At 58.6% G+C, this 20,127-nt stretch carries 21 protein-coding genes; 9 read left to right on the top strand and 12 right to left on the bottom strand.

What is annotated here, in order from left to right; genetic code table 11:
* Position 1 precedes the first annotated feature (1 nt).
* From ACR3E0_RS18390 to ACR3E0_RS18360, 7 genes are all read left to right on the top strand, one after another.
* On the top strand, positions 2-1,045 hold the full coding sequence (locus tag ACR3E0_RS18390) for an RluA family pseudouridine synthase (protein WP_480480307.1): 1,044 nt from the start codon (positions 2-4) through the stop codon (positions 1,043-1,045).
* Entirely contained in the window at positions 1,042-1,722 is a 681-nt protein-coding gene (locus ACR3E0_RS18385; protein WP_480480306.1) for an HAD-IA family hydrolase, read from the top strand. The genes ACR3E0_RS18390 and ACR3E0_RS18385 overlap by 4 nt, the downstream gene beginning before the upstream one ends.
* Positions 1,719-2,426, top strand: coding sequence for an ATP12 family chaperone protein (locus tag ACR3E0_RS18380; RefSeq protein WP_480480304.1), 708 nt, complete (start codon positions 1,719-1,721; stop codon positions 2,424-2,426). Before ACR3E0_RS18385 ends, ACR3E0_RS18380 begins: the two co-directional genes overlap by 4 nt.
* A 205-nt stretch (positions 2,427-2,631) precedes the next feature.
* A complete protein-coding gene (locus ACR3E0_RS18375) occupies positions 2,632-3,648 on the top strand; it encodes an amino acid ABC transporter substrate-binding protein (RefSeq protein WP_480480302.1) in 1,017 nt (338 codons plus the stop codon).
* Between the two features lie 125 nt (positions 3,649-3,773).
* Entirely contained in the window at positions 3,774-5,006 is a 1,233-nt protein-coding gene (locus tag ACR3E0_RS18370; protein ID WP_480480300.1) for an amino acid ABC transporter permease, read from the top strand.
* A gap of 3 nt (positions 5,007-5,009) precedes the next feature.
* The gene (locus ACR3E0_RS18365; RefSeq protein ID WP_480480298.1) at positions 5,010-6,308 is read left to right on the top strand and encodes an amino acid ABC transporter permease; all 1,299 of its coding nucleotides are present in this window, start codon (positions 5,010-5,012) and stop codon (positions 6,306-6,308) included.
* 12 nt (positions 6,309-6,320) lie between these two features.
* Positions 6,321-7,112: an amino acid ABC transporter ATP-binding protein gene (locus ACR3E0_RS18360; RefSeq protein WP_480424094.1), complete on the top strand. Its 792-nt coding sequence runs from the start codon at positions 6,321-6,323 to the stop codon at positions 7,110-7,112.
* Positions 7,113-7,161: 49 nt separating this feature from the next.
* Here ACR3E0_RS18360 and ACR3E0_RS18355 read toward each other — a convergent pair whose 3' ends face one another.
* Genes ACR3E0_RS18355 through argB form a run of 4 tightly spaced genes read right to left on the bottom strand, consistent with a single transcriptional unit; the run spans position 7,162 to position 10,021 of the window.
* Positions 7,162-7,659, bottom strand: coding sequence for a SixA phosphatase family protein (locus ACR3E0_RS18355; protein ID WP_480480296.1), 498 nt, complete (start codon positions 7,657-7,659; stop codon positions 7,162-7,164).
* On the bottom strand, positions 7,656-8,339 hold the full coding sequence (locus ACR3E0_RS18350; RefSeq protein ID WP_480480294.1) for a 4Fe-4S dicluster domain-containing protein: 684 nt from the start codon (positions 8,337-8,339) through the stop codon (positions 7,656-7,658). The genes ACR3E0_RS18355 and ACR3E0_RS18350 overlap by 4 nt, the downstream gene beginning before the upstream one ends.
* Entirely contained in the window at positions 8,306-9,100 is a 795-nt protein-coding gene (locus ACR3E0_RS18345) for a sterol desaturase family protein (protein ID WP_480480292.1), read from the bottom strand. The genes ACR3E0_RS18350 and ACR3E0_RS18345 overlap by 34 nt, the downstream gene beginning before the upstream one ends.
* A 57-nt stretch (positions 9,101-9,157) precedes the next feature.
* Positions 9,158-10,021 carry an acetylglutamate kinase gene (gene argB, locus ACR3E0_RS18340; protein WP_480480290.1) on the bottom strand — a complete coding sequence of 288 codons (864 nt, stop codon included), beginning with the start codon at positions 10,019-10,021 and terminating at the stop codon, positions 9,158-9,160.
* A 118-nt stretch (positions 10,022-10,139) separates the two neighbouring features.
* On the opposite strand from argB, the gene ACR3E0_RS18335 reads away from it, so the two are divergent.
* Complete coding sequence (locus ACR3E0_RS18335) at positions 10,140-10,865, top strand: SDR family NAD(P)-dependent oxidoreductase (protein WP_480480288.1); 726 nt, start codon at positions 10,140-10,142, stop codon at positions 10,863-10,865.
* Positions 10,866-10,871: 6 nt separating this feature from the next.
* On the opposite strand, the gene yihA is transcribed toward ACR3E0_RS18335, so the two are convergent.
* The 5 genes from yihA to ttcA all read right to left on the bottom strand — a co-directional run bounded on the left by yihA (position 10,872) and on the right by ttcA (position 16,683).
* On the bottom strand, positions 10,872-11,525 hold the full coding sequence (gene yihA / locus ACR3E0_RS18330) for a ribosome biogenesis GTP-binding protein YihA/YsxC (RefSeq protein WP_480480286.1): 654 nt from the start codon (positions 11,523-11,525) through the stop codon (positions 10,872-10,874).
* On the bottom strand, positions 11,522-12,259 hold the full coding sequence (locus ACR3E0_RS18325) for an MOSC domain-containing protein (protein WP_480480284.1): 738 nt from the start codon (positions 12,257-12,259) through the stop codon (positions 11,522-11,524). The genes yihA and ACR3E0_RS18325 overlap by 4 nt, the downstream gene beginning before the upstream one ends.
* Positions 12,256-14,058, bottom strand: a complete 1,803-nt coding sequence (yidC, locus tag ACR3E0_RS18320) for a membrane protein insertase YidC (RefSeq protein WP_480480282.1) — start codon at positions 14,056-14,058, stop codon at positions 12,256-12,258. The genes ACR3E0_RS18325 and yidC overlap by 4 nt, the downstream gene beginning before the upstream one ends.
* A 126-nt stretch (positions 14,059-14,184) precedes the next feature.
* The gene (locus ACR3E0_RS18315) at positions 14,185-15,726 is read right to left on the bottom strand and encodes a putative bifunctional diguanylate cyclase/phosphodiesterase (RefSeq protein WP_480480280.1); all 1,542 of its coding nucleotides are present in this window, start codon (positions 15,724-15,726) and stop codon (positions 14,185-14,187) included.
* A 63-nt stretch (positions 15,727-15,789) separates the two neighbouring features.
* Positions 15,790-16,683: a tRNA 2-thiocytidine(32) synthetase TtcA gene (gene ttcA, locus ACR3E0_RS18310; RefSeq protein WP_480480278.1), complete on the bottom strand. Its 894-nt coding sequence runs from the start codon at positions 16,681-16,683 to the stop codon at positions 15,790-15,792.
* A gap of 115 nt (positions 16,684-16,798) precedes the next feature.
* Here ttcA and ACR3E0_RS18305 point away from each other — a divergent pair, with 115 nt between their 5' ends.
* The gene (locus ACR3E0_RS18305; RefSeq protein WP_480480276.1) at positions 16,799-17,746 is read left to right on the top strand and encodes an alpha/beta hydrolase; all 948 of its coding nucleotides are present in this window, start codon (positions 16,799-16,801) and stop codon (positions 17,744-17,746) included.
* A 24-nt stretch (positions 17,747-17,770) separates the two neighbouring features.
* Here ACR3E0_RS18305 and ACR3E0_RS18300 read toward each other — a convergent pair whose 3' ends face one another.
* The 3 genes from ACR3E0_RS18300 to rnpA all read right to left on the bottom strand — a co-directional run bounded on the left by ACR3E0_RS18300 (position 17,771) and on the right by rnpA (position 20,126).
* Positions 17,771-19,390 carry an acyl-CoA dehydrogenase family protein gene (locus ACR3E0_RS18300; RefSeq protein WP_480481090.1) on the bottom strand — a complete coding sequence of 540 codons (1,620 nt, stop codon included), beginning with the start codon at positions 19,388-19,390 and terminating at the stop codon, positions 17,771-17,773.
* An 80-nt stretch (positions 19,391-19,470) separates the two neighbouring features.
* A complete protein-coding gene (gene yidD / locus ACR3E0_RS18295) occupies positions 19,471-19,704 on the bottom strand; it encodes a membrane protein insertion efficiency factor YidD (RefSeq protein WP_480480274.1) in 234 nt (77 codons plus the stop codon).
* Positions 19,701-20,126 carry a ribonuclease P protein component gene (gene rnpA, locus ACR3E0_RS18290; protein ID WP_480480272.1) on the bottom strand — a complete coding sequence of 142 codons (426 nt, stop codon included), beginning with the start codon at positions 20,124-20,126 and terminating at the stop codon, positions 19,701-19,703. Before rnpA ends, yidD begins: the two co-directional genes overlap by 4 nt.
* Position 20,127 lies beyond the last annotated feature (1 nt).

Raw genomic sequence — 20,127 nt, 5'->3', positions numbered from 1 at the left:
CATGAGTGGCGTACAGATGATCACGGTCGCCGAAGGTGATGGCGATCAGCGCGTGGATCGGTGGTTAAGGCGTTTGTTCCCGCATGTCAGCCAGGGCCGCATCGAAAAGATGTGCCGCAAGGGAGAGCTGCGCGTGGATGGCGGCCGGGTCAAGGCCTCGACCCGGCTGGAAAGCGGTCAGATCGTGCGGGTGCCCCCTTTGCCGGATGCAGACCACAAGCCTGTCGAGGTCAAGCGCCGTTTGTCTGACGCGGACACAGAGATGATCCAGGCCTGCGTGATCTACCGCGACGACGAGGTTCTGGCGCTCAACAAGCCGCATGGGCTGCCGGTTCAGGGCGGTAGTGGCCAGACCCGGCATGTGGACAGCTTGTCCGGGGCACTGCGTTTCGGCTATGACGAGAACCCGCGGTTGGTGCACCGTCTCGACAAGGACACATCCGGCGTTCTGTTGATGGCGCGCACGCGCGAGGCTGCCAAGGGCCTGACCGCCGCGTTCCGGCACCGCGACACACGTAAGATCTATTGGGCGCTGGTGGCTGGCGTGCCGACTCCTTACCTCGGCGAGATCAAAACAGGTCTGGTCAAGGCACCTGGGCATGGCAAGCAGGGCGAGGGCGAAAAAATGATCCCCGTGCACATGGACGAGATCGACAATACTCCGGGTGCCAAGCGTGCGCATACGCTCTATGCGACGCTCTACCGTGTGGCGGGCCGGGCGGCCTGGGTTGCGATGGAGCCGATCACCGGACGCACGCATCAGCTGCGGGCGCATATGGCCGCGATTGGCCATCCGATCATCGGAGACGGCAAATACGGTGGATCGGGGCAGGAGAATCTGGGCGATGGCTGGGGCGCGCAACTGGGTGGTGTGATCAGTAAAAAGCTTCATCTGCACGCACGCCGCCTGTCTTTTGAGCATCCCACGACGCGCAAAACTGTCACGGTGACAGCGCCTTTGCCTGACCACATGAAACACAGCTGGGACACGTTCGGCTGGACCGAAGACCTGGCGGCTGACGACCCGTTCGAGGCGCTGCAATGAGCACGCCCCTGCGGCTGGTACTGTTCGATGTGGACGGCACGCTGGTCGACAGTCAGGGCAGCATTGTACATGCCATGACGGCAAGTTTTCAGGCGGTGTCGCTACCGGTGCCCGCGCGCGACACGATCCTGTCTATTGTGGGCCTTTCTTTACCGCATGCGATCGCGCAGCTTGCACCGGATTGCTCTCGATCCCGTCAGGTGGCGCTGGTGGATGGCTACAAACAAGCCTACCATGCCAACCGAGTGGAAATGGGTGCCGCTTCGTCTCCGCTCTATCCCGGCGCCCGTGAGGCCATCGAGGCGCTCCATAATGTACCCGAGGTTCTATTGGGTGTGGCGACTGGCAAATCACAACGCGGATTGGACGCCCTGATCGAGGCGCACGGGTTGGAACGGTACTTTGTGACCCGCCAGGTGGCTGATCACCACCCGTCCAAACCGCATCCCTCAATGATTCAGACCGCTCTGACTGAAACCGGTGTGGCTTCTGCACACGCGGCGATGATTGGGGACACGAGTTTTGACATGGATATGGCCGCCGCCGCGGGCGTGGCCGGAATCGGCGTATCTTGGGGATATCACCACGAGGCCGCGCTGGGCGCAGCAGCGCGTGTGATTGACACATTCGACCAGTTGCCGACAGTGCTGGATAGTATTTGGGGCAAAACAATATGAGCGACTGGAAACCAAAGCGGTTTTGGACCGACTGCACCATCGTCGCTGCCGGTCAGGGGTATTCGGTTGAGCTGGATGGCAGAGGTGTGAAAACCCCGGCCAAGGCCGCTCTGGTTCTGCCGACGCGTGCGCTGGCAGAAGCGGTGGCCGCCGAATGGGACGCGCAGGTAAAAGAGGTGGATCCCACTTCGATGCCTTTTACGCGGTCGGCTAATGCGGCAATCGACAAGGTGCGGGTTCAGCATCGGGAAGTCGCGGATATGCTGGCGGACTACGGCGATTCCGATCTGCTTTGCTATCGCGCGACGCACCCTCGAGAATTGCAGGACCGGCAGGCGGGGGCTTGGGACCCGGCGCTGGATTGGGCGGCGGACACGTTATCGGCCCGGCTAATGCCTGTGACTGGCGTCTTGCACCAGCCGCAGCCTGAGGAGGCCTTGGGACAATTGCGCCAGCGCGTTCACGATCTTGACGCGTTTCAACTGGCTGCGTTTCACGATCTTGTCAGCCTCTCGGGGTCCTTGATTCTGGGATTTGCGGCCGCTTTGGACTGGCGTCCCGCAGAGGATGTGTGGGACATGTCCCGAGTTGATGAGAACTGGCAAATCGAACAATGGGGCCATGACGACGAGGCACATTTGGCTGCCGAAACCAAGAAGGCCGCATTTTTGCACGCAAAGCGCTTCTTTGATATATCGGTTTGATCCTTATCACCTGTTTTTAAGGCGTTGGGTCAATTTCGTGAGGGCTAAACCCATCGATTTCCCTGATCCGACCCTTGACGTTTGTTTATGAATGCGACCAAACTCATGCCCACTAAAGGGGAGACACCTTTGGGGTAACCTTTCCGGCTCCACTTGTCGGATAGAGCCGTTCCATTTGGGGACGGATAATCAGGAAGAGGTAAAAATGAAAAAATCCGTAATCTTGGGCGCGGCAACAGTTGCCGGTCTGGCCGCCGGCGCAGCAGTGGCGGGTACCGTGGACGATGTCAAAGCGCGCGGTACGCTGAACTGCGGCGTGACAACCGGCCTGGTGGGCTTTGCAGCGCCTGACGCAAATGGTGAATGGCAAGGCTTTGACGTATCACTGTGCCGCGCCGTTGCCGCAGCCGTACTGGGCGATGCAAGCGCCGTTGAGTTCGTACCAACCACCGGTAAGACACGCTTTACCGCGCTGGCATCGGGCGAAATCGACATGCTGGCCCGTAACACCACATGGACCTTCAGCCGTGACGTTGACCTGAAGTTCGAATTTGTTGGCGTCAACTACTATGACGGTCAGGGCTTTATGGTTCCCAAGGCACTGGGCGTCAGCTCGGCCAAGGAACTGGACGGCGCAACCGTTTGCATCCAGACCGGCACCACCACCGAGCTGAACCTCGCGGACTTCTTCCGCTCGAACAACATCAGCTACGAGCCGGTTCCGATCGAAACCAACGCCGAGGCGCAGCAACAGTACCTGGCTGGTGCCTGTGACGTTTACACCACCGACGCTTCGGGCCTGGCGGCAACACGTGCCACGTTCGAAAACCCGGATGATCACGTCCTGTTGCCTGAAATCATCTCGAAAGAGCCGCTGGGCCCGCTGGTCCGTCACGGCGACCACGAGTGGGGCGACGTTGTCCGCTGGACTCTGAACGCATTGGTTTCGGCTGAAGAGCTGGGCATAACCTCGGCCAATATCGACGAGCTGAGCGCTGGCACTGACAACCCGGAAGTGAACCGTCTGCTGGGTACCGAAGGCACTCTGGGCGAGATGCTGGGTCTGGACGCCGATTGGGCGGCCAAAGCGGTCAAGGCTGGTGGCAACTACGGCGAAGTCTTTGCCAAGAACATCGGTGAAGAAACCCCGATTGGTCTGGCACGCGGGCTGAACGCCCAGTGGACCGATGGTGGTCTTCTGTACTCACCGCCGTTCCGCTAATACATCAACGGGAAAGGGCGCAGGGCAACCTGCGCCCTCTTCCTTTATAACTGTTGCGGACAGATGCAGAGCGGGGACAACCTCGCCGGGACAGAAAATTCCGCAATCCACGGGGATTCCAAAATATGTCGACTATGACAGACCCGCCGAAAGCTGATTTTCGGCTGTCGATGCTCATAAACGATACCCGCTATCGTTCCCTGACGTTTCAGGTGATCGCGGCCATCGTTATTGCATTATCCATCTGGTATCTTGGCAACAACCTGATCCAGAACCTCAGGGCCGCTGGCCTTAATATTTCCTATTCGTTCCTTGGCGACCCTTCGGGGTACGATATCAACCAGCGTCTGATCGAATACGACAGTCAGTCGTCCCACGGGCGTGCGGCTGTTGTCGGTATTCTCAATACGCTTCTTGTTGCGTTTCTCGCCTGTATCACCGCCACGGTTTTTGGTGTGATTGCGGGCGTTCTGCGCCTGTCGAACAACTGGCTCGTTTCAAAGCTGATGGCGGTCTATGTCGAGATCTTTCGGAACATTCCGGTCCTGATCTGGATCATCATTATCTTTACGATCATGACGGCGGTGCTGCCGGGACCTCGGGCTTTTCGAGGTGAAGACCCCACATCAAGCATGCTGTTTGACCTGTTCGCCTTTACCAACCGGGGTGTATACATTCCACGGCCAGAGTTCGCGAACGGCCTGTTCGGTGTTGCTGTACTGAACTGGGTTTTGGTCTTGGCGGTACTGGTTGGGTCTTGGTTCGCAACCCGCGAAATAGACAAACGTGCGACACAGACGCAAGAAGAGACCGGTGACCGGCCCAAGACCCTGCTTTTGAACCTCGCTGTCTGGCTTGTTCCATTTGCAATACTGATGTTCCTGATGGGACTGACCTGGAATGTGCCCGAGCTGAAGGGCTTTAACTTCAGTGGCGGCATCAAGGTGGGCGGACCGTTGATTGCGCTTTGGTTCGCTTTGTCAATCTACACCGGCGCTTTCATCGCCGAGAACGTGCGCGCGGGTATTCAGGCCATCTCGAAAGGCCAGACCGAAGCGGCAGCGGCCCTGGGGTTGCGCCCGCGTCGGATCATGAACCTCGTGGTCCTGCCGCAGGCACTGCGGGTGATTATCCCGCCGCTGATTTCGCAGTATCTGAACATCACCAAGAACTCGTCGCTGGCGATTGCAGTTGGTTATGCGGACATCACCGCAACCTTGGGTGGCATCACGCTGAACCAGACCGGTCGTGCGATCGAGTGTGTTCTGTTGCTGATGCTGTTCTATCTGACAGCTTCGCTGCTGATTTCGATGGTGATGAACCTGTACAACGCATCCGTCAAGTTGAAGGAGCGCTGAGCCATGGCCGATCAAACAACAAATCCGATCGCTTTCGTGGCCGAAGGCACAATCCCTCCATCACCGCCCCCGGCGCGTGAGACGGGCATCGTCAAATGGCTGCGCGAAAATCTTTTCTCGAGCGTTCCCAACGGAATCCTGACCTTACTATCGTTGGTTCTTATCTATTTGCTGTTGAAAAACACGCTGCCGTGGATTTTCAACGGTGTCTGGAACGCAAATTCCTTGGCTGAGTGCCGGGAAATTCTAGCTGGCAAAACTGGCGCCTGTTTTGCAGTTCTGACCGAACGATGGCACCAGTTGATCTATGGGTTCAAGTACCCGGACGATGCCTATTGGCGGCCCAATCTCGCGTTTGTACTGATGCTGGTGGCCTTGGCGCCGGTGCTGTTCTTCGATCTGCCGCGCAAGATGCTGATCTTCACCGGCCTGTATCCCTTTATTGCCTTCTGGCTGATCTGGGGTGGCACGATCCTGGCACCGTTGGTTGCACTGGTGGGCTGCGTGGCCGCTGGTGCTGTGTTCCAGAAGTTCGGCAAGAACAGTTTCGCCGCAGGATTCTTTGGGGCCGTTGTCGTAGCACTTATCGTGTGGAACGTTGGTGCAGCGTTGATCCCCGAGGGCGCGTCGGAAAATGCCTGGCTGACTTATGTTCCCAGCCGTGATCTGGGCGGCTTCATGCTCAACATGATGCTGGGCATCACCTGTGTGTCGCTGTCTGTTCCGCTGGGCATTGCCCTGGCGCTGGGCCGTCAGTCGGATATGCTGCTGATCAAATGGGTGAGCGTTATCTTCATCGAGTTCATCCGCGGCGTGCCTCTGATCACGCTGCTGTTTGTGGCGTCGGTGATGTTGGCCTACTTCTTCCCGCCTGACAGCACGGTCGACCTGTTCCTGCGCGTCGTGATCATGATCACCATGTTCTCGGCCGCCTATATCGCCGAGGTGATCCGCGGCGGTCTGGCGGCGCTTCCACGTGGACAGTATGAAGCAGCAGACAGCCTTGGTCTGGATTACCCTCAGGCGATGCGCCTGATCATCCTGCCGCAGGCTCTGAAGATCTCGATCCCTGGTATAGTGAACGTGGCCGTTGGCCTGTTCAAGGACACCACACTGGTTTCGGTCATCTCGATGTTCGATCTGGTGGGCATGATCCGGGGTCCCATCCTGGCGTCGACCGAATGGAACGGCGTCTATTGGGAGCTTCTGGGCTTTGCCGCGCTTCTGTTCTTCGTCGTCTGTTACGGCATTTCTCAATATTCTCAGTGGCTCGAGCGTCGTCTTGCCACGGATCATCATTAAGGAGTTCAACACATGTCTGAACTTGCAATTGAACGTGAAATCGACCGCTCAAAGATGCAGGTGAGCGATGAGATCGCCATCGACATCAACGGCATGAACAAGTGGTACGGTTCGTTCCACGTGCTGCGCGACATCAACTTGACCGTCAATCAGGGCGAACGGATCGTGATTGCTGGCCCGTCAGGCTCGGGCAAGTCCACGCTGATCCGGTGCTTGAACGCGCTGGAGGAGCACCAGCAGGGCACAATCGTTGTCGATGGGATTGAGCTGTCGAATGACCTAAAGAACATTGACAAGATCCGGTCCGAGGTTGGGATGGTGTTCCAGCACTTCAACCTGTTCCCGCATCTCACCATTCTGGAAAACTGCACGCTGGCCCCGATCTGGGTGCGCAAGACGCCCAAGAAAGAGGCCGAAGAGCGCGCGATGCATTTCCTGGAAAAGGTGAAGATCCCGGAACAGGCCGACAAGTATCCCGGCCAGCTGTCCGGTGGTCAGCAGCAGCGTGTGGCGATTGCCCGCTCGCTCTGCATGATGCCGCGGATCATGTTGTTCGATGAACCGACATCGGCGCTGGACCCGGAGATGATCAAAGAGGTGCTCGACACCATGATCGAGCTGGCCGAGGAAGGGATGACCATGCTCTGCGTGACGCACGAGATGGGTTTTGCCCGTCAGGTCGCCAACCGCGTGATCTTTATGGACGCGGGTCAGATCGTGGAACAGAACGAACCGGAAGAGTTCTTCAACAACCCGAAAAGCGATCGGACCAAACTGTTCCTCAGCCAGATTCTGGGTCACTGAGACCAGCGATACACTTCGGAAAAAGGCGGGACCATGCTCCCGCCTTTTTCTATTTCACCAGTTCTCGTGGAACGACAAAACCGAGAACGTGCCCGCTGTGCCAGCGGATGCCGGCCCAGTCTTCAATTTCAAATTCCATGACTGTCGTTGCACAGGTCGGGTAATCCCAAAACCGCGCGTGATCAGGGCGGTTCGCCACAATCCGGTTGGCGAACTCCGCAATGCCGGGATTGTGCCCTAGCATCAGAACAGTCCGGCCTTCGGCATCAGACAAGGCATCCATCATGTCCTCGGGCTCAGCCAGGTACAGGTTGCGGGTGAAGCTTGTCCTTTCGGCGTATAATCCCATGCGCTGCCATGTTTCCCGGGTGCGGCAGGACGAAGAGCTCAGAACTTCGTCAGGCAGCCAGCCGTGCTCCTGCAGCCAGGCACCGATGGCCGGGGCCGACTTGCGGCCCCGCTTGTTCAGCGGCCGGTCATGATCGTCCAGCAGCGGATCTCCCCAACTGGATTTTGCGTGGCGGGTCAGGATCAGAGTCCGGGTCATGTCGGATGAAACGCCTTCATGTGATGGGCCGATTGTTCAGGCATTCGCCCCGCGCCGGTGCTCAGCGGACAGGACAGCCGAACCGCGCATCCTCCTGTCATGCAGTTTTGACCGCCTGGTGTATCGAGGTAGGTGTGGCAGGCATCGACATTGTAAAGGCTGTGCGCGTTGAGTGCGCCAACCGGGCAGGCGGTGGTGCAGGGGGCATGGCAATCGGTGCATGGCGACGGTGCAGATGCAATCGGGATTTCAAACTCGGTTGCAAAATGCAGTGCCCCCCGAAACGAGATCATCATACCGACGGTGTCGTGCACCAAAGCTCCAACCGGGCTGCTGAACGTGCGGCCCGATTTGAGCGCCCAATCTATGAAGGGGGCGTAAGGCGGGCCGCCAAAAGGAAAATAGGCTTTGGCATCCATGTCGCTTGCCATTTTGCCCACGACCCGCAAAGACCACCGGTCCACCGGATCGGGTTCACCATCCATCCCTTCGGGAGATGTGCGGAGAACCGGCCAGAATTCCGAACCGGTTCCCAACAGAATCAGCGTACCGTGATCAAGCCCCTTGGCGCCGGTGCTGCGCGGATGAAGAGCGCCCATGACGATGAGGCCCGCCCGACGAGCGCACATCTCCACATTTGCGTAATTCATTTGCGCTGAAAGGGAAGGGACAGGCTCCATCCCAGCCGGGTCGGTCGATCGTCCTGCCATTCCAGTCCCACCCCCATTTTGTCATGCCCGTCGCCGGGCTGCGCCACATATGTTCCCATCAAACGGTCCCAGATCGACAGAGCAAAGCCATAGTTGCTGTCGTGCTCTTCCCGATGAACCGAATGGTGCACCCGGTGCATGTCGGGTGTGACGAGAACCCTACGCAACATGGCGTCGACAGCAAGGGGGAGTTTGATATTCGAGTGATTGAACAGGGCGGTTCCGTTCAACAGAATTTCAAACAGCAATACTGCAAGTGCGCTGGGACCGAGGACGTAGATCAAGCCGATTTTCAACGTCACGGACAGGGCAATTTCAACCGGGTGGAACCGAATGGCCGTGGTGACATCCATGTCCCTGTCGGCGTGATGAACGCGGTGCAGGCGCCAGAGGATCGGCACCTTGTGAGTCACAAGATGCTGGAGCCAGATCGCGAAATCGAGGACCAGAATACACAGGACAGTCTCCAGCCAAACCGGCCAGTCCAGCCTGTTGAACAGACCCCAGCCATTCTGGCTTGCGTCAAGTGCGGCCCCAACTGCCAAAAGCGGAAAACCAACGGCCATGGCTCTGAGCATCAGTGTGTTCAATACCGTGATGGTCAGGTTGGTCGGCCATCGGTTCTTTCTGCTGGAACGGAGTGGCCTGCGGGGGGCCAAGACCTCGGCAAGGGCAAATACACCGAAAAGCCCCAGAAAGATGCCCAAGCGAATGATGGCTTCGTTTTCCATACATTCATGATCAGGCATGTTAATGCCCGGTGCAAGACCGCCGCGTTCACCAGTTCGTCAGTCCGGGCGGATCAGCGACCCCGCGCCGTGTTCGGTGAACAGTTCCAGCAGGACTGCGTTTGGCGCCCGCCCGTCAAGGATAACGACGGCTCTGACACCGCTATGCAGGGCGTCCAGCGCGGTTTCGGTTTTGGGGATCATACCGCCCGCAATCGTGCCTTCGCGCGTCATCTCGCGGATCTGGCCGGCTTTGAGTTCGGTCACCACGTCGCCTGCCGCGTTCTTGACGCCGGAGACATCCGTCAGAAGCAAAAGACGGTCCGCCTTCAAAGCCGAAGCGATCGCGCCGGCGGCGGTGTCGCCATTCACGTTGAAGGTTTCGCCGTCAGCACCTGCACCCAGGGGCGCAATCACAGGGATCACATCATGTGAGAAGAGATCGTGCAGAATTTGCGGGTCTACCTTGGATGGCGTGCCCACAAACCCCAAAGAGGCATCTGTCTGTTCGCACACCATCAGATGCGCATCCTTGCCCGACAGTCCAACGGCCATTCCGCCCTGCCCATTGATGGCCTGCACGATGCGTTTGTTCACAAGGCCGGACAGGACCATCTCAACCACTTCGACCGTCGCTGTGTCGGTCACGCGCTTGCCACCTACAAACTCGGACTGGATATCCAGCTTGTCCAGCATCGCGTTGATCATTGGCCCGCCACCATGCACGATCACCGGGTTGACCCCGACCTGACGCATCAGCACGACGTCGCGGGCAAAGCTTTCCATTGCTTCATCGCTGCCCATGGCGTGCCCGCCGAGTTTTATGACGACGATTGCCCCATCATAACGCTGCAAATATGGCAGTGCGCTGTTGAGGGTTGCGGCGGTGGCGATCCAGTCCCGGTTCATATCTCGTGTCTTCATGGCTTGGTCCTCTTACGCACCTGTTAGGCGTTTTGGCCGCATAAGCCAAGATCGCTGTTGTGGGTACGGTGGGCGCTGGTAGGGTGCCCTAGCACCCTGAAACAGGAGGCAATATCCAATGGAGCAGAAAACACTGGTGCTGACGGGTGCCAGCAGGGGCATAGGCTTTGCAACTGTCCGGCGGTTTCATGACGAAGGCTGGCGGGTGATCACGTGCTCGCGCCATGCGGTCCCCGAGGATTGCCCCTGGGACGATAAGGAAAACCACGTCCAACTGGACCTGAGCGACCCGGCCGAAACGATCAACTCTGTCGGCGTTCTGCAAGAGATGGTTGGCGGGAAGCTGCACGCGCTGGTCAACAATGCCGGTGTGTCGCCCAAAGGCCCAAATGGCGAGCGCCTGAGCACACTGAACACCGATCTGATGATATGGGGGCAGGTCTTTCACGTCAATTTCTTTGCGTCTGTCGTGTTGGCGCGCGGGCTGAAGGAAGAACTGGCCGCCGCGCGGGGCTCGGTTGTGAATGTGACCTCGATCGCCGGATCGCGCGTGCATCCGTTTGCCGGTGCGGCCTATGCAACGTCAAAGGCGGCATTGGCGGCGCTTACACGTGAGATGGCACATGATTTCGGCTCGATGGGCGTCCGGGTGAATGCCATAGCCCCCGGCGAGGTCGAGACCTCGATCCTCAGCCCTGGTACGGAAAAGATCGTCGCGAATTTGCCAATGGGCCGTTTGGGTCAGCCCGAAGAGGTTGCCGCAGCGATCTATTTCCTGTGCTCGCAGGAGAGTTCTTACATTTCCGGTGCCGAGATTGAGGTCAACGGCGCGCAGCACGTTTAGGTGCCGCTACTGCAGCCCCGCGATGATCGCGCGCAGAGTAGGAATGCCATCACCCTTTTCAGAGGAGGTGAGCACGATTTCAGGATACGCTGCGGGGTGTTTGGACAAAGCGGCACGTACCTGATCCAGAACCTTTTCCCGGTCGTTAGCTTTGACCTTGTCGGCTTTGGTGAGCACGCACTGAAAGGTCACGGCACTGGTATCCAGCAATTTCATGATCTCGGCATCAACCGGTTTCACACCGTGGCGCGCATCGATCAGCACAAAGGCGCGGCGCAGAGTTTGGCGCCCGCTCAGGTATTTCTTGAGAAGCCTTTGCCATTTCTCAACCACTTTGAGCGGCGCATTGGCATAGCCATAGCCAGGCAGGTCGACCAGATAGAGGTCGGGTCCTTGGGTGAAAAAGTTGATCTCTTGTGTGCGGCCCGGTGTGTTCGATGCACGTGCCAGGCCCTTGGTCCCGGTCAGGGCATTGATCAGGCTGGATTTGCCCACATTCGAACGGCCCGCAAAACAGACCTCCAGCCGGTCGGGCGCGGGCAGGCCGTCCATGGCGACAACACCTTTGACGAATTCAGACGAACCGGCGAACAGCTTGCGCCCGGTTTCGGCCGCGAAATCATCCGGATCGTCGGCCAACGGGAAGGGAAGCGTTGTCATAGCACCTGCACCCTGTCACCAACGCGCAGGGTTCCGCCCCGGATCACTTCGGCGTAGACGCCGAAATCCTGGTGATCCCAGCTTTTCAGGGCCCCCAGCGTATCGGCATCGCGTTCGCCGGTCTCGGGATTTGCCGTTGTGGCGAGGCAGCGCACGATCCGTTCGCGCACGGCGAACACTGCTTCGCCGATCTGAACCTCGCGACCAACCCAGTCGAACTCTTCCCACAGCGGCAATCCATCGAACCAAACATTCCCGCGCCAACGGCAAATCGACAAGTCCTGACCCAGCCGTTGTTCGACGGCGCGATGCGACGCCATATTGCACAAGCTAATCGAGGGAAAGTTGCTATCGGTCATGCCCCGACCGGGCACACGGATGATCCTCGCCGATGCCGCGCGGTTCTCGGGCATCAATGGTTTAACCCAATCCAGAAAGACCTCCTGTTCTGTGTCGGGATCAAACGTGAGGTCCCGACGATCCGGGTGGCTGAGAGTAATCGTGGCACCCTTCAAGCGCGCCGAGATCGCCATCAGGTTCGGGGCTTTCGAGCCGCGGCTGAAATTGGCGCAGGGCACCCATTCGGTGCCATCTGCTTTCGAGGCCTCATGTGCGACGGCCCAAACGCGATCCCCGGGCATGGTCTGCCCGGGTGTCACGGTTACATCTTTAAGGGATTCTCGCCCATGGCTCTTGATCGGGTGCCGCCACAGGCTGGTCACCGCGCCGGTCATTTGTCATCCGTTTTTGGCGCCCGTTTGAACCCGGACCTGATGTTGCCGAACACGTCCGGCTTGTAGCCCTGGCTGCGCATGATCAGATATTGTTGCGTGAACGTAATCGTGTTGTTCGCAATCCAGTACACGACCAGACCGCTGGCGAACCCGCCCAGCATGAACATGAAGACCCATGGCATCCAGGCGAAGATCATTGCCTGTGTCGGATCGGTCGGGGCGGGGTTCAGTTTTTGCTGGACCCACATCGAAATACCCAAAAGCAGGGGAAGAATGCCGATGAAGACCAGCGCCATGAGTGATTCAGGTTGCGGTGCAGCCCAGGGCAGCCAGCCAAAGAAGTTGAAGATTGACGTCGGATCCGGCGCGCTGAGATCCTGGAACGGCCCAAACCAGGGCGCCTGACGCAGTTCGATGGTGACAAAGATCACCTTGTACAGCGAGAAGAAGATCGGGATCTGCAACAAGATCGGCAAACAGCCCGCAGCGGGGTTTACTTTTTCCTTCTTGTAAAGCTCCATCATGCCTTGCTGCATTTTCTGACGGTCGTCACCGGCGGCCTCTTTCAAGGCCTCCATCTGCGGCTGCAATTCCTTCATCTTGGCCATCGAGACATAGGATTTGAAGGCCAGCGGGAACAGGATCGCCTTGATGATCAGGGTCAGGCCGATGATCGACCAGCCCATGTTGCCAATCAGGACGTTGATATTGTGCAAGAGCCAGAAAATCGGCTTGGTCAGGAAGAAAAACCAGCCCCAGTCGATGCTGTCGATGAATTTTTGCACGCCCTCGGACTGGTATTCGCGGATCGCCTCCCACTCTTTGGCGCCGGCAAACAGGCGCGTGGTCACTTCGGCGGATTCGCCGGCAGCCACGGTCAGCGTCGGCGTTTTGATGTCCGCCTGATAAACCTTGTTCCGGTTGTTGTACCCCGCTGATGCGGTGAAAGTCGTGCCCTGCTCGGGGATGAGTGTCGTCATCCAGTAGTGGTCGGTGAACCCGATCCACCCTTCGCCGATGTTCTCAAGCGTGTCTACGCCATCCGGGATATCGCCGTAATCGACCTCGTTGAGGGTTCCATCAGCCATGCTTATCAGGCCTTCATGAAGGATGAAAAAGTTCTTCAACTCGGGGATGTCGCCGTCTTCGCCGATACCATGGCGGGCCAGTATCCCATATGGCGCCATGGATACCGAGGCATTGGACGCATTCTCAACTGACTGGGTTACCGAGAACATATAGTTCTCGTCCACCGAGATGGTGCGGCGGAAGGTCAGACCCTTTTCATTGTCCCATAGCAGTGTGATAGGCGCGTCCACACCCAACGCGTCGCCCTGTTCCACGGTCCACTGGGTGTTGGGGCCGGGCACATCCTCACCGGACAGACCGCCACCGGGAGCCCAGCCATAAAGGGCGTAATAGGCCGACTCCGATCCCACCGGGGACAGAAGCTCAACGATTGGGGCGTCTTCATCGATCGATACTTTGTAGTCTTTCAGGAACAACTCATCGATGCGGCCACCCGAGAGTGACAGGCTGCCCTTCAGACGCGGTGTGTCGATCTGGACGCGGGGGGCCTCTGCCTCGGGCAGGGTTTCTTCGGCGGCAGCCGTCGCTTCGCCGACTGTGTCGGCTCCGACCGCGCTGGGCGTTTGAACCTCATTGCCTTCAGTTGTGGCGATCTCAGTCTGCTCGGACACAGGGGCGGGTTCCGGAGGTGGGAACAGCACGAACCAGACCAGGATCACGAGAAAGCTGAGCGCGGTTGCTAGGATGAGATTCTTGTTCTGATCGTCCATCTGGGACAGCCACCTTGAGCAGTGAAAGACACCCGCAGGGTTCAACAGAGTGCAGGCCCAAAGGTCAAGCGGATTCGCCCGTCATATCGTCACGAATTACCGGTCTGCCTCGTAAAAATGGAGTTATCAGCCGGTCTGCCGCCCGATTTTCGGAACCCCGTTCACCTTGTTGCCCTGTGCGGCGATCCAGTCGAGTGTCTTTTCAAACGGCATCGGTTTTCCAATCCCAAAACCCTGCACGTGATTGCACCCCAGTTGCGCCATCAATGCATGCTCGCCGGGCGTCTCAACGCCCTCGGCCAGTGTTTCGACATGCAGCCGTTCGGCCATGGTCAGAATGGCGCTGGCCAGTTGCTGCTGGCTGGCGTCCTGGTCCGCCTTTGCGACAAAGGTGCGGTCGATCTTGATCCTGGACACATTGAAGCGCTTGATCGATGCAATCGAGGCATGCCCGGTCCCGAAATCATCCAGATCGATACAGCATCCCAAGGCTGCCAGACCCGTGACATTGCGGGTGATCACGTCGTCGGGTCTTCTGGAAAACACCGTTTCCAGCACTTCAACCGCCAACCGGTCCGGGGTCAGATCAAATTGATCCAACTCCCATTTCAGGCGGTCAATCAAGGCGGGGTCACACAGTTCGTCCGATGAGAAATTGATCCCGATGCGGGGTACAATCACACCTGCCCGGTCCCAGTCGCGCATCGCAGTAAACGCATGGTGCCGAATAGCCTGACCGAGGCGGACCATCAGGTCGGCTTGTTCGGCGAATGGCAGAAACAGGTTCGGCCCCAGGGTGCCTTTCAGCGGATGTTCCCACCGCGCCAGCGCCTCAAAGCCCGTCACACGGCCTGTGTCCGTTGACACTTGCGGCTGAAACCAGGGGCGTATTTCGCCGCTATCCAAAGCCGCCTCAAACTCCTTGCGCAGATTTGCTCTGACACGGGATCGGCGCCGGGTCTCGGTTGAATAGGCGCGAATTGTGGATGGGCCGTTTTGCTGCGCCTCAACCAGAGCGCCGGTGGCTGCATCTCTCCAGTCGACGGCGGAGCCGTCAGAGACGCTCGTGTGCAGACAAAACCCAATGGAGCAAGACAGATAGACACCCGTTCCGTTGAGCATGACGGGATCCTCGACAACCGTCTGGATGCGCCCGGACATCTGAATGCACGCCTCCAGATCCAGTTGGTGTGATGGCCGCAGACCGATCAGCAATTTGTTTCCGCCAATGCGTGTAATGACATCCTGTTCTCGGACCATCGACAGCACACGGGCGCAAAACTGCTCGGCGATGTGGTTCGCGGCGGCCTGACCATGAAGCTCAGAGAGTTCGCCATATTCATCCAGTGCGATTGCCAAGCAGGCTGACGTCTCGCCAGTGCGCCGGGCGTGGTCGAGCAGATTCTCAAGCGCGTCGCTGAACTGATCAACCTTCATAAGTCCATTCGAGTGCCGCCCTGCAAATTCTTCGTTGGATGGTTTGATCCGAAAGCTGCCGATGCCAGCATAGATCAGTGGCAAGCCCAAAGCGATCGCCACCAACGCGCGTTCACCTCCGACCCAAAAAGCGCCCAGGCACACAGCGGGTACAAATGCCAGGGCAGAAGGGCCGTTCAGAACGGTTCGGAGTGAATGGGTTAAACGGTCAAAGGAAAACAGTTTACGCATCTTTGGGCTGGCCTTTGGCAGTCATCGCACGGCCAACCGTAGAAAATCAGTCTGAGTCAGTCGTTAACGCAGCTGCGGAATCTCGTCAGAATCCTGGGCTTTTTTGTTAAGCGACACAGAAAGGTCTGCAAAATCAAAGAGTTTAGGGTCCAAAAGATGTGAGGGACGGGCGTTGGTCAGCGCCCGAAACATGACCTGGCGCCTACCTGGGCTGTTCTTTTCCCATTGATCCAGAATCTGTTTCACCTGCTGGCGCTGCAGACCGTCCTGACTGCCGCACAGATCGCAGGGGATGATGGGATAGTTCATCGCGGTGGCAAATTTTTCGCAATCGACTTCGGCCACATGCGCGAGCGGACGATAGACGAACAGATCGCCCTCTTCATTTATCAGTTTGGGGGGCATGGTCGCCAGTCGCCCGCCATGGAAGAGGTTCATGAAGAAGGTTTCGAGGATGTCATCCCGGTGGTGCCCCAGAACGACGGCCGAACAGCCCTCTTCGCGCGCTATACGATACAGGTTTCCGCGCCGCAGGCGTGAACAGAGGGCACAATAGGTCCGACCCTGTGGGACCTTGTCCATCACGATTGAATAAGTGTCCTGGTATTCGATTCTGTGTGGCACACCCATCCGGTCCAGAAACTCTGGTAAGACCGTGGCGGGAAAGCCGGGTTGTCCTTGGTCGAGGTTACAGGCCAGCAGATCGACGGGCAGCAAACCGCGCCACTTCAATTCGTGGAGAACCGCCAGCAGGGTATAACTGTCCTTGCCACCGGACAGGCAGACCAGCCAACGCGGAGGCTTGCCCTTTTTGTCCTGCGCAGGCGCGCCTATCATCCCGTATTGCTCGACCGCTTCGCGGGTCTGGCGCACGATGCGTTTGCGCAGCTTTTTGAACTCGGTCGTCGAGGGCGCGTCGGCAAAGAGCGGATGAATTTCGTCTGTTTCGTCCAACATGTGCCGTGGGTACCGCGCTATACCCGAACGGGCAAGGCCCTGATTGCGGTGGGCTCCGAGTTTGGGGAACGCGCCAGTTTGTGCTATTTTCAATCTATTTATCAAGGAGCCTGTTATGGATTATGCATTTGTTGCCCGCGGCAAAAGCGGAAACGGTTTTTCCAACGAACCCTCGGCCAGCCATTTTCTGGCCATCCCCGGTTCGGCCAACGACATGAAATTGTCGCACAAGATTTCCAAGAACGAATGGACCAAAAAAGTGATGGCCGAAGCGGCCAGCGGCACGCCAAACCCCAATACCGATGGCGACATCGTTTTTTACGTTCACGGTTTCAACAATTCGCAGAAACAAGTCCTGCAGCGGCATCGCAAGATCAAAAAGGGGCTTCAGGCCAATGGGTTCAAGGGGGTCATCGTCAGCTTTGACTGGCCCAGTGCCGACTCGGCGCTGAATTATCTGGAAGACCGGGAAGACGCGAAACTGTCAGCGTTTCGGCTGGTCAAAGACGGGGTGGCCACTTTTTCCGCCCTCCAAAGACCGGATTGCCGTATCGATCTGCACATTCTAGCACACTCCATGGGATGCTATGTCGTGCGCGAAGCCTTTGACGATGCGGACGACCGGGCGCGGATCGCCGGCAAAAGCTGGTCGGTCAGCCAGATGATGCTGATCGCCGCGGATCTGTCCGTGTCATCGCTCGACTCGGGCAATCCCAAATCATCATCTCTCTACCGCCACTGTGTAAGGCTGACGAACTACTACAATACGCTTGATGACGTATTGTCTATTTCTGCGGTGAAACGGGTGGGCGTTGCACCAAGGGTTGGACGGAACGGCATGAACAAACCCCATCACACCAAAGCGGCCAACGTGTATTGCGGTGAACGCTTCAAGACGGGTGGGTTCGCCAAAACCGTCAATTCAGGGCACACCTTCTATTTTGATGATCCTGTCTTCATGCAGGATGTGTTCCATACGGTTTCCGGTCGGCTGGATCGGGAAGAATTGCCGACACGCGCGCCCACAGATCAAGGCAATCTCGCACTGGTGAAACCCAACTAGCACTTACCGCCGAATTGGAGAGCGCTATCCGGCGAGGCGGGCCAATATGGCACTGGTGTCGACATTGCCGATGGCGCCGGTGACGGATCCCCGCTCACCGGCAATTCGCGTGGCGACAAAGGCGTCGGCCACCTCAGCCGGCGCATAGCGGATGAGCAATGCAGCCATGAGCAATATAGCGGTTCGCTCGGAGAACCATCTGGCTTCTGCTTCGGTTGGCAGAGTGGACCAGCGATCGCGGTATTCCTGCAGGGTGGCATCATATCGACGATCCACGCCCGTTGCGCTGTCCAGTTCGGATTGCAGCACCTCAATAGTCAGGGGGTCGCGCGACAGGCTGCGCAGGATGTCGAGGCAGATAACATTACCCGATCCCTCCCATATCCCGTTCAAAGGCGCCTCGCGGTAGAGCAGGGGCAGCGGGGTATCCTCGACATAGCCCATACCCCCCAGAACCTCCATCGCTTCGACAACGACGACAGGACAGCGTTTGTTGGCAAGGAACTTGGCCAGCGCGACACCGATACGGGCAAAAGCACGGTCTTCTGGCGCTTCACCGTCGAAAGCCTGCGCGACACGCAGGCCAAGCGTGGTTGCACCCTCCCAGTCCAGCACGAGATCCGACAGGACCGCCCGCATTAGAGGTTGGTCGATCAGGCGGCGCTGAAAGGCGTTGCGGTGGGTGACCCAGTGATGTGCTTCGACAAGGGCGGCCCGCATCAGGCCTGCCGGGGCCATGGCCGTGTCGAGACGCGTGTGGTGGACCATTTCGATGATAGTCCGCACGCCCGCGCCTTCTTCGCCAAGCTGGTAGGCGAAGGCATCGTGCAATTCGATTTCGGACGAGGCGTTGGATTTGTTGCCCAGCTTGTCCTTGAGCCGCATCAGATGGATGGCATTGCGGTCCCCATCCAGCCAACGGGGCAACAGGAAGCAGGTCAGCCCTCCGGGGGCCTGCGCAAGTGTCAGGAACCCATCCGACATTGGGGCCGAGCAGAACCATTTGTGTCCGCGCAGTCGCCAGTGGTCGCCGTCGCGGCGGGCCACGGTCGTATTGGCCCGAACGTCAGACCCGCCCTGTTTCTCGGTCATGGCCATACCAAGTGTGGCGCTGTCCTTCAGTTCGACCGGCCTGATCGTTGGATCATATGCCGGTGCCATGAGTTTTGGCCGCCACGCTTTGGTTGTTTCCGGATTGGCGGCGAGCGCCGGGATCCCCGCATAGGTCATGGTCAACGGACAACAGTGCCCCGGCTCGACCTGACTGGCGAGATAGACCATCGCCGCGTGTGTCGCATGGCCGCCCGGTTTCCCGTCCCATGCCAAGGCCGCGTAGCCTGCGGATTGGCTGATCTGCATCATCTGGTGATAGGCGGGGTGAAAGCGGACTTCGTCCAGTCGCCTGCCACCTTGGTCGAACACATTGATTTCCGGCGGGTGTCGGTTTGCCTCGCGTCCGATGTCACGTGTTTCAGCCCGCCCAAGCAGCTCACCATAACTGGCCAATGGATCGGTGCGCCCTCCGGCGAAACCGACTGCGTTGCGCAGCACGGGATCTGACGTCCACAGATCGCAGTCACCCCGCACAGGCGGCTGGTTTTCAACCTGATGGGTGGGAAGGGACTTGCGCGCTTCGGATATCATGGGAACCTCGGACACTGATGCCCCAAGTGTTCAGACGAGGTGCCAACAGGTCAAGTCTGACCGGAGGTCACTGGAAAGGCTCAGCCTCGTTCTTGATTGGGAACCGGGTCATACCCGTCACCACCCCAAGGATGGCATCGGCCGATCCGGCGCGCGGCGAGCCACGCACCCTTGATCGCCCCGTGTTTCTCCAGCGCCTCCAGCGCATAGGCCGAACATGTGGGCTGATAGCGGCAGTTGAACCCGACCCACGGGCTGAAGATCAGCCGGTAAGCCCGGACGGGCAGGGCGAGGATATGCGCAAGCAAGGTCATCTCTCCGCCCGATGTAGGTTTTGCAGGGCGTAGCGCAAGTCATCCAAAAGCGCGTCAAACGGGCGATTTTCGGTGACCTCGGCGCGTCCGATCAATACGTAGTCCCAGCCGTCGCGACCATGTTTCGGCAAAACCGCGCGTGCCGCTTCGCGCAGTCGACGTTTGGCGCGGTTTCGGGCTGCGGCATTGCCGACCTTCTTGGAACAGGTGAAACCGACACGTATTCCGGTCGCTTCATCTGGCGCCCGTTGTCGGGCCTGCACCATCATCGAGGCGGTGCCTTGTCTGCGCGCCCGCGCGGCTTTCAGGAACTCTGACCGATTCTTGAGAACGGTAGTGGTTTCAGGTACACAAACGGACGCCGCCGGGGGCGTATCCCCGGGCTGGTTCTTACCATCCACAGGGGCCTCCGGCGGCGTCATG

It is taken from the genome of Ruegeria sp. AJ12, from assembly GCF_056536245.1.
The sequence above is the reverse complement of the archived record's forward strand: the minus strand, read 5'-3'. Positions and strand labels throughout refer to the sequence as shown.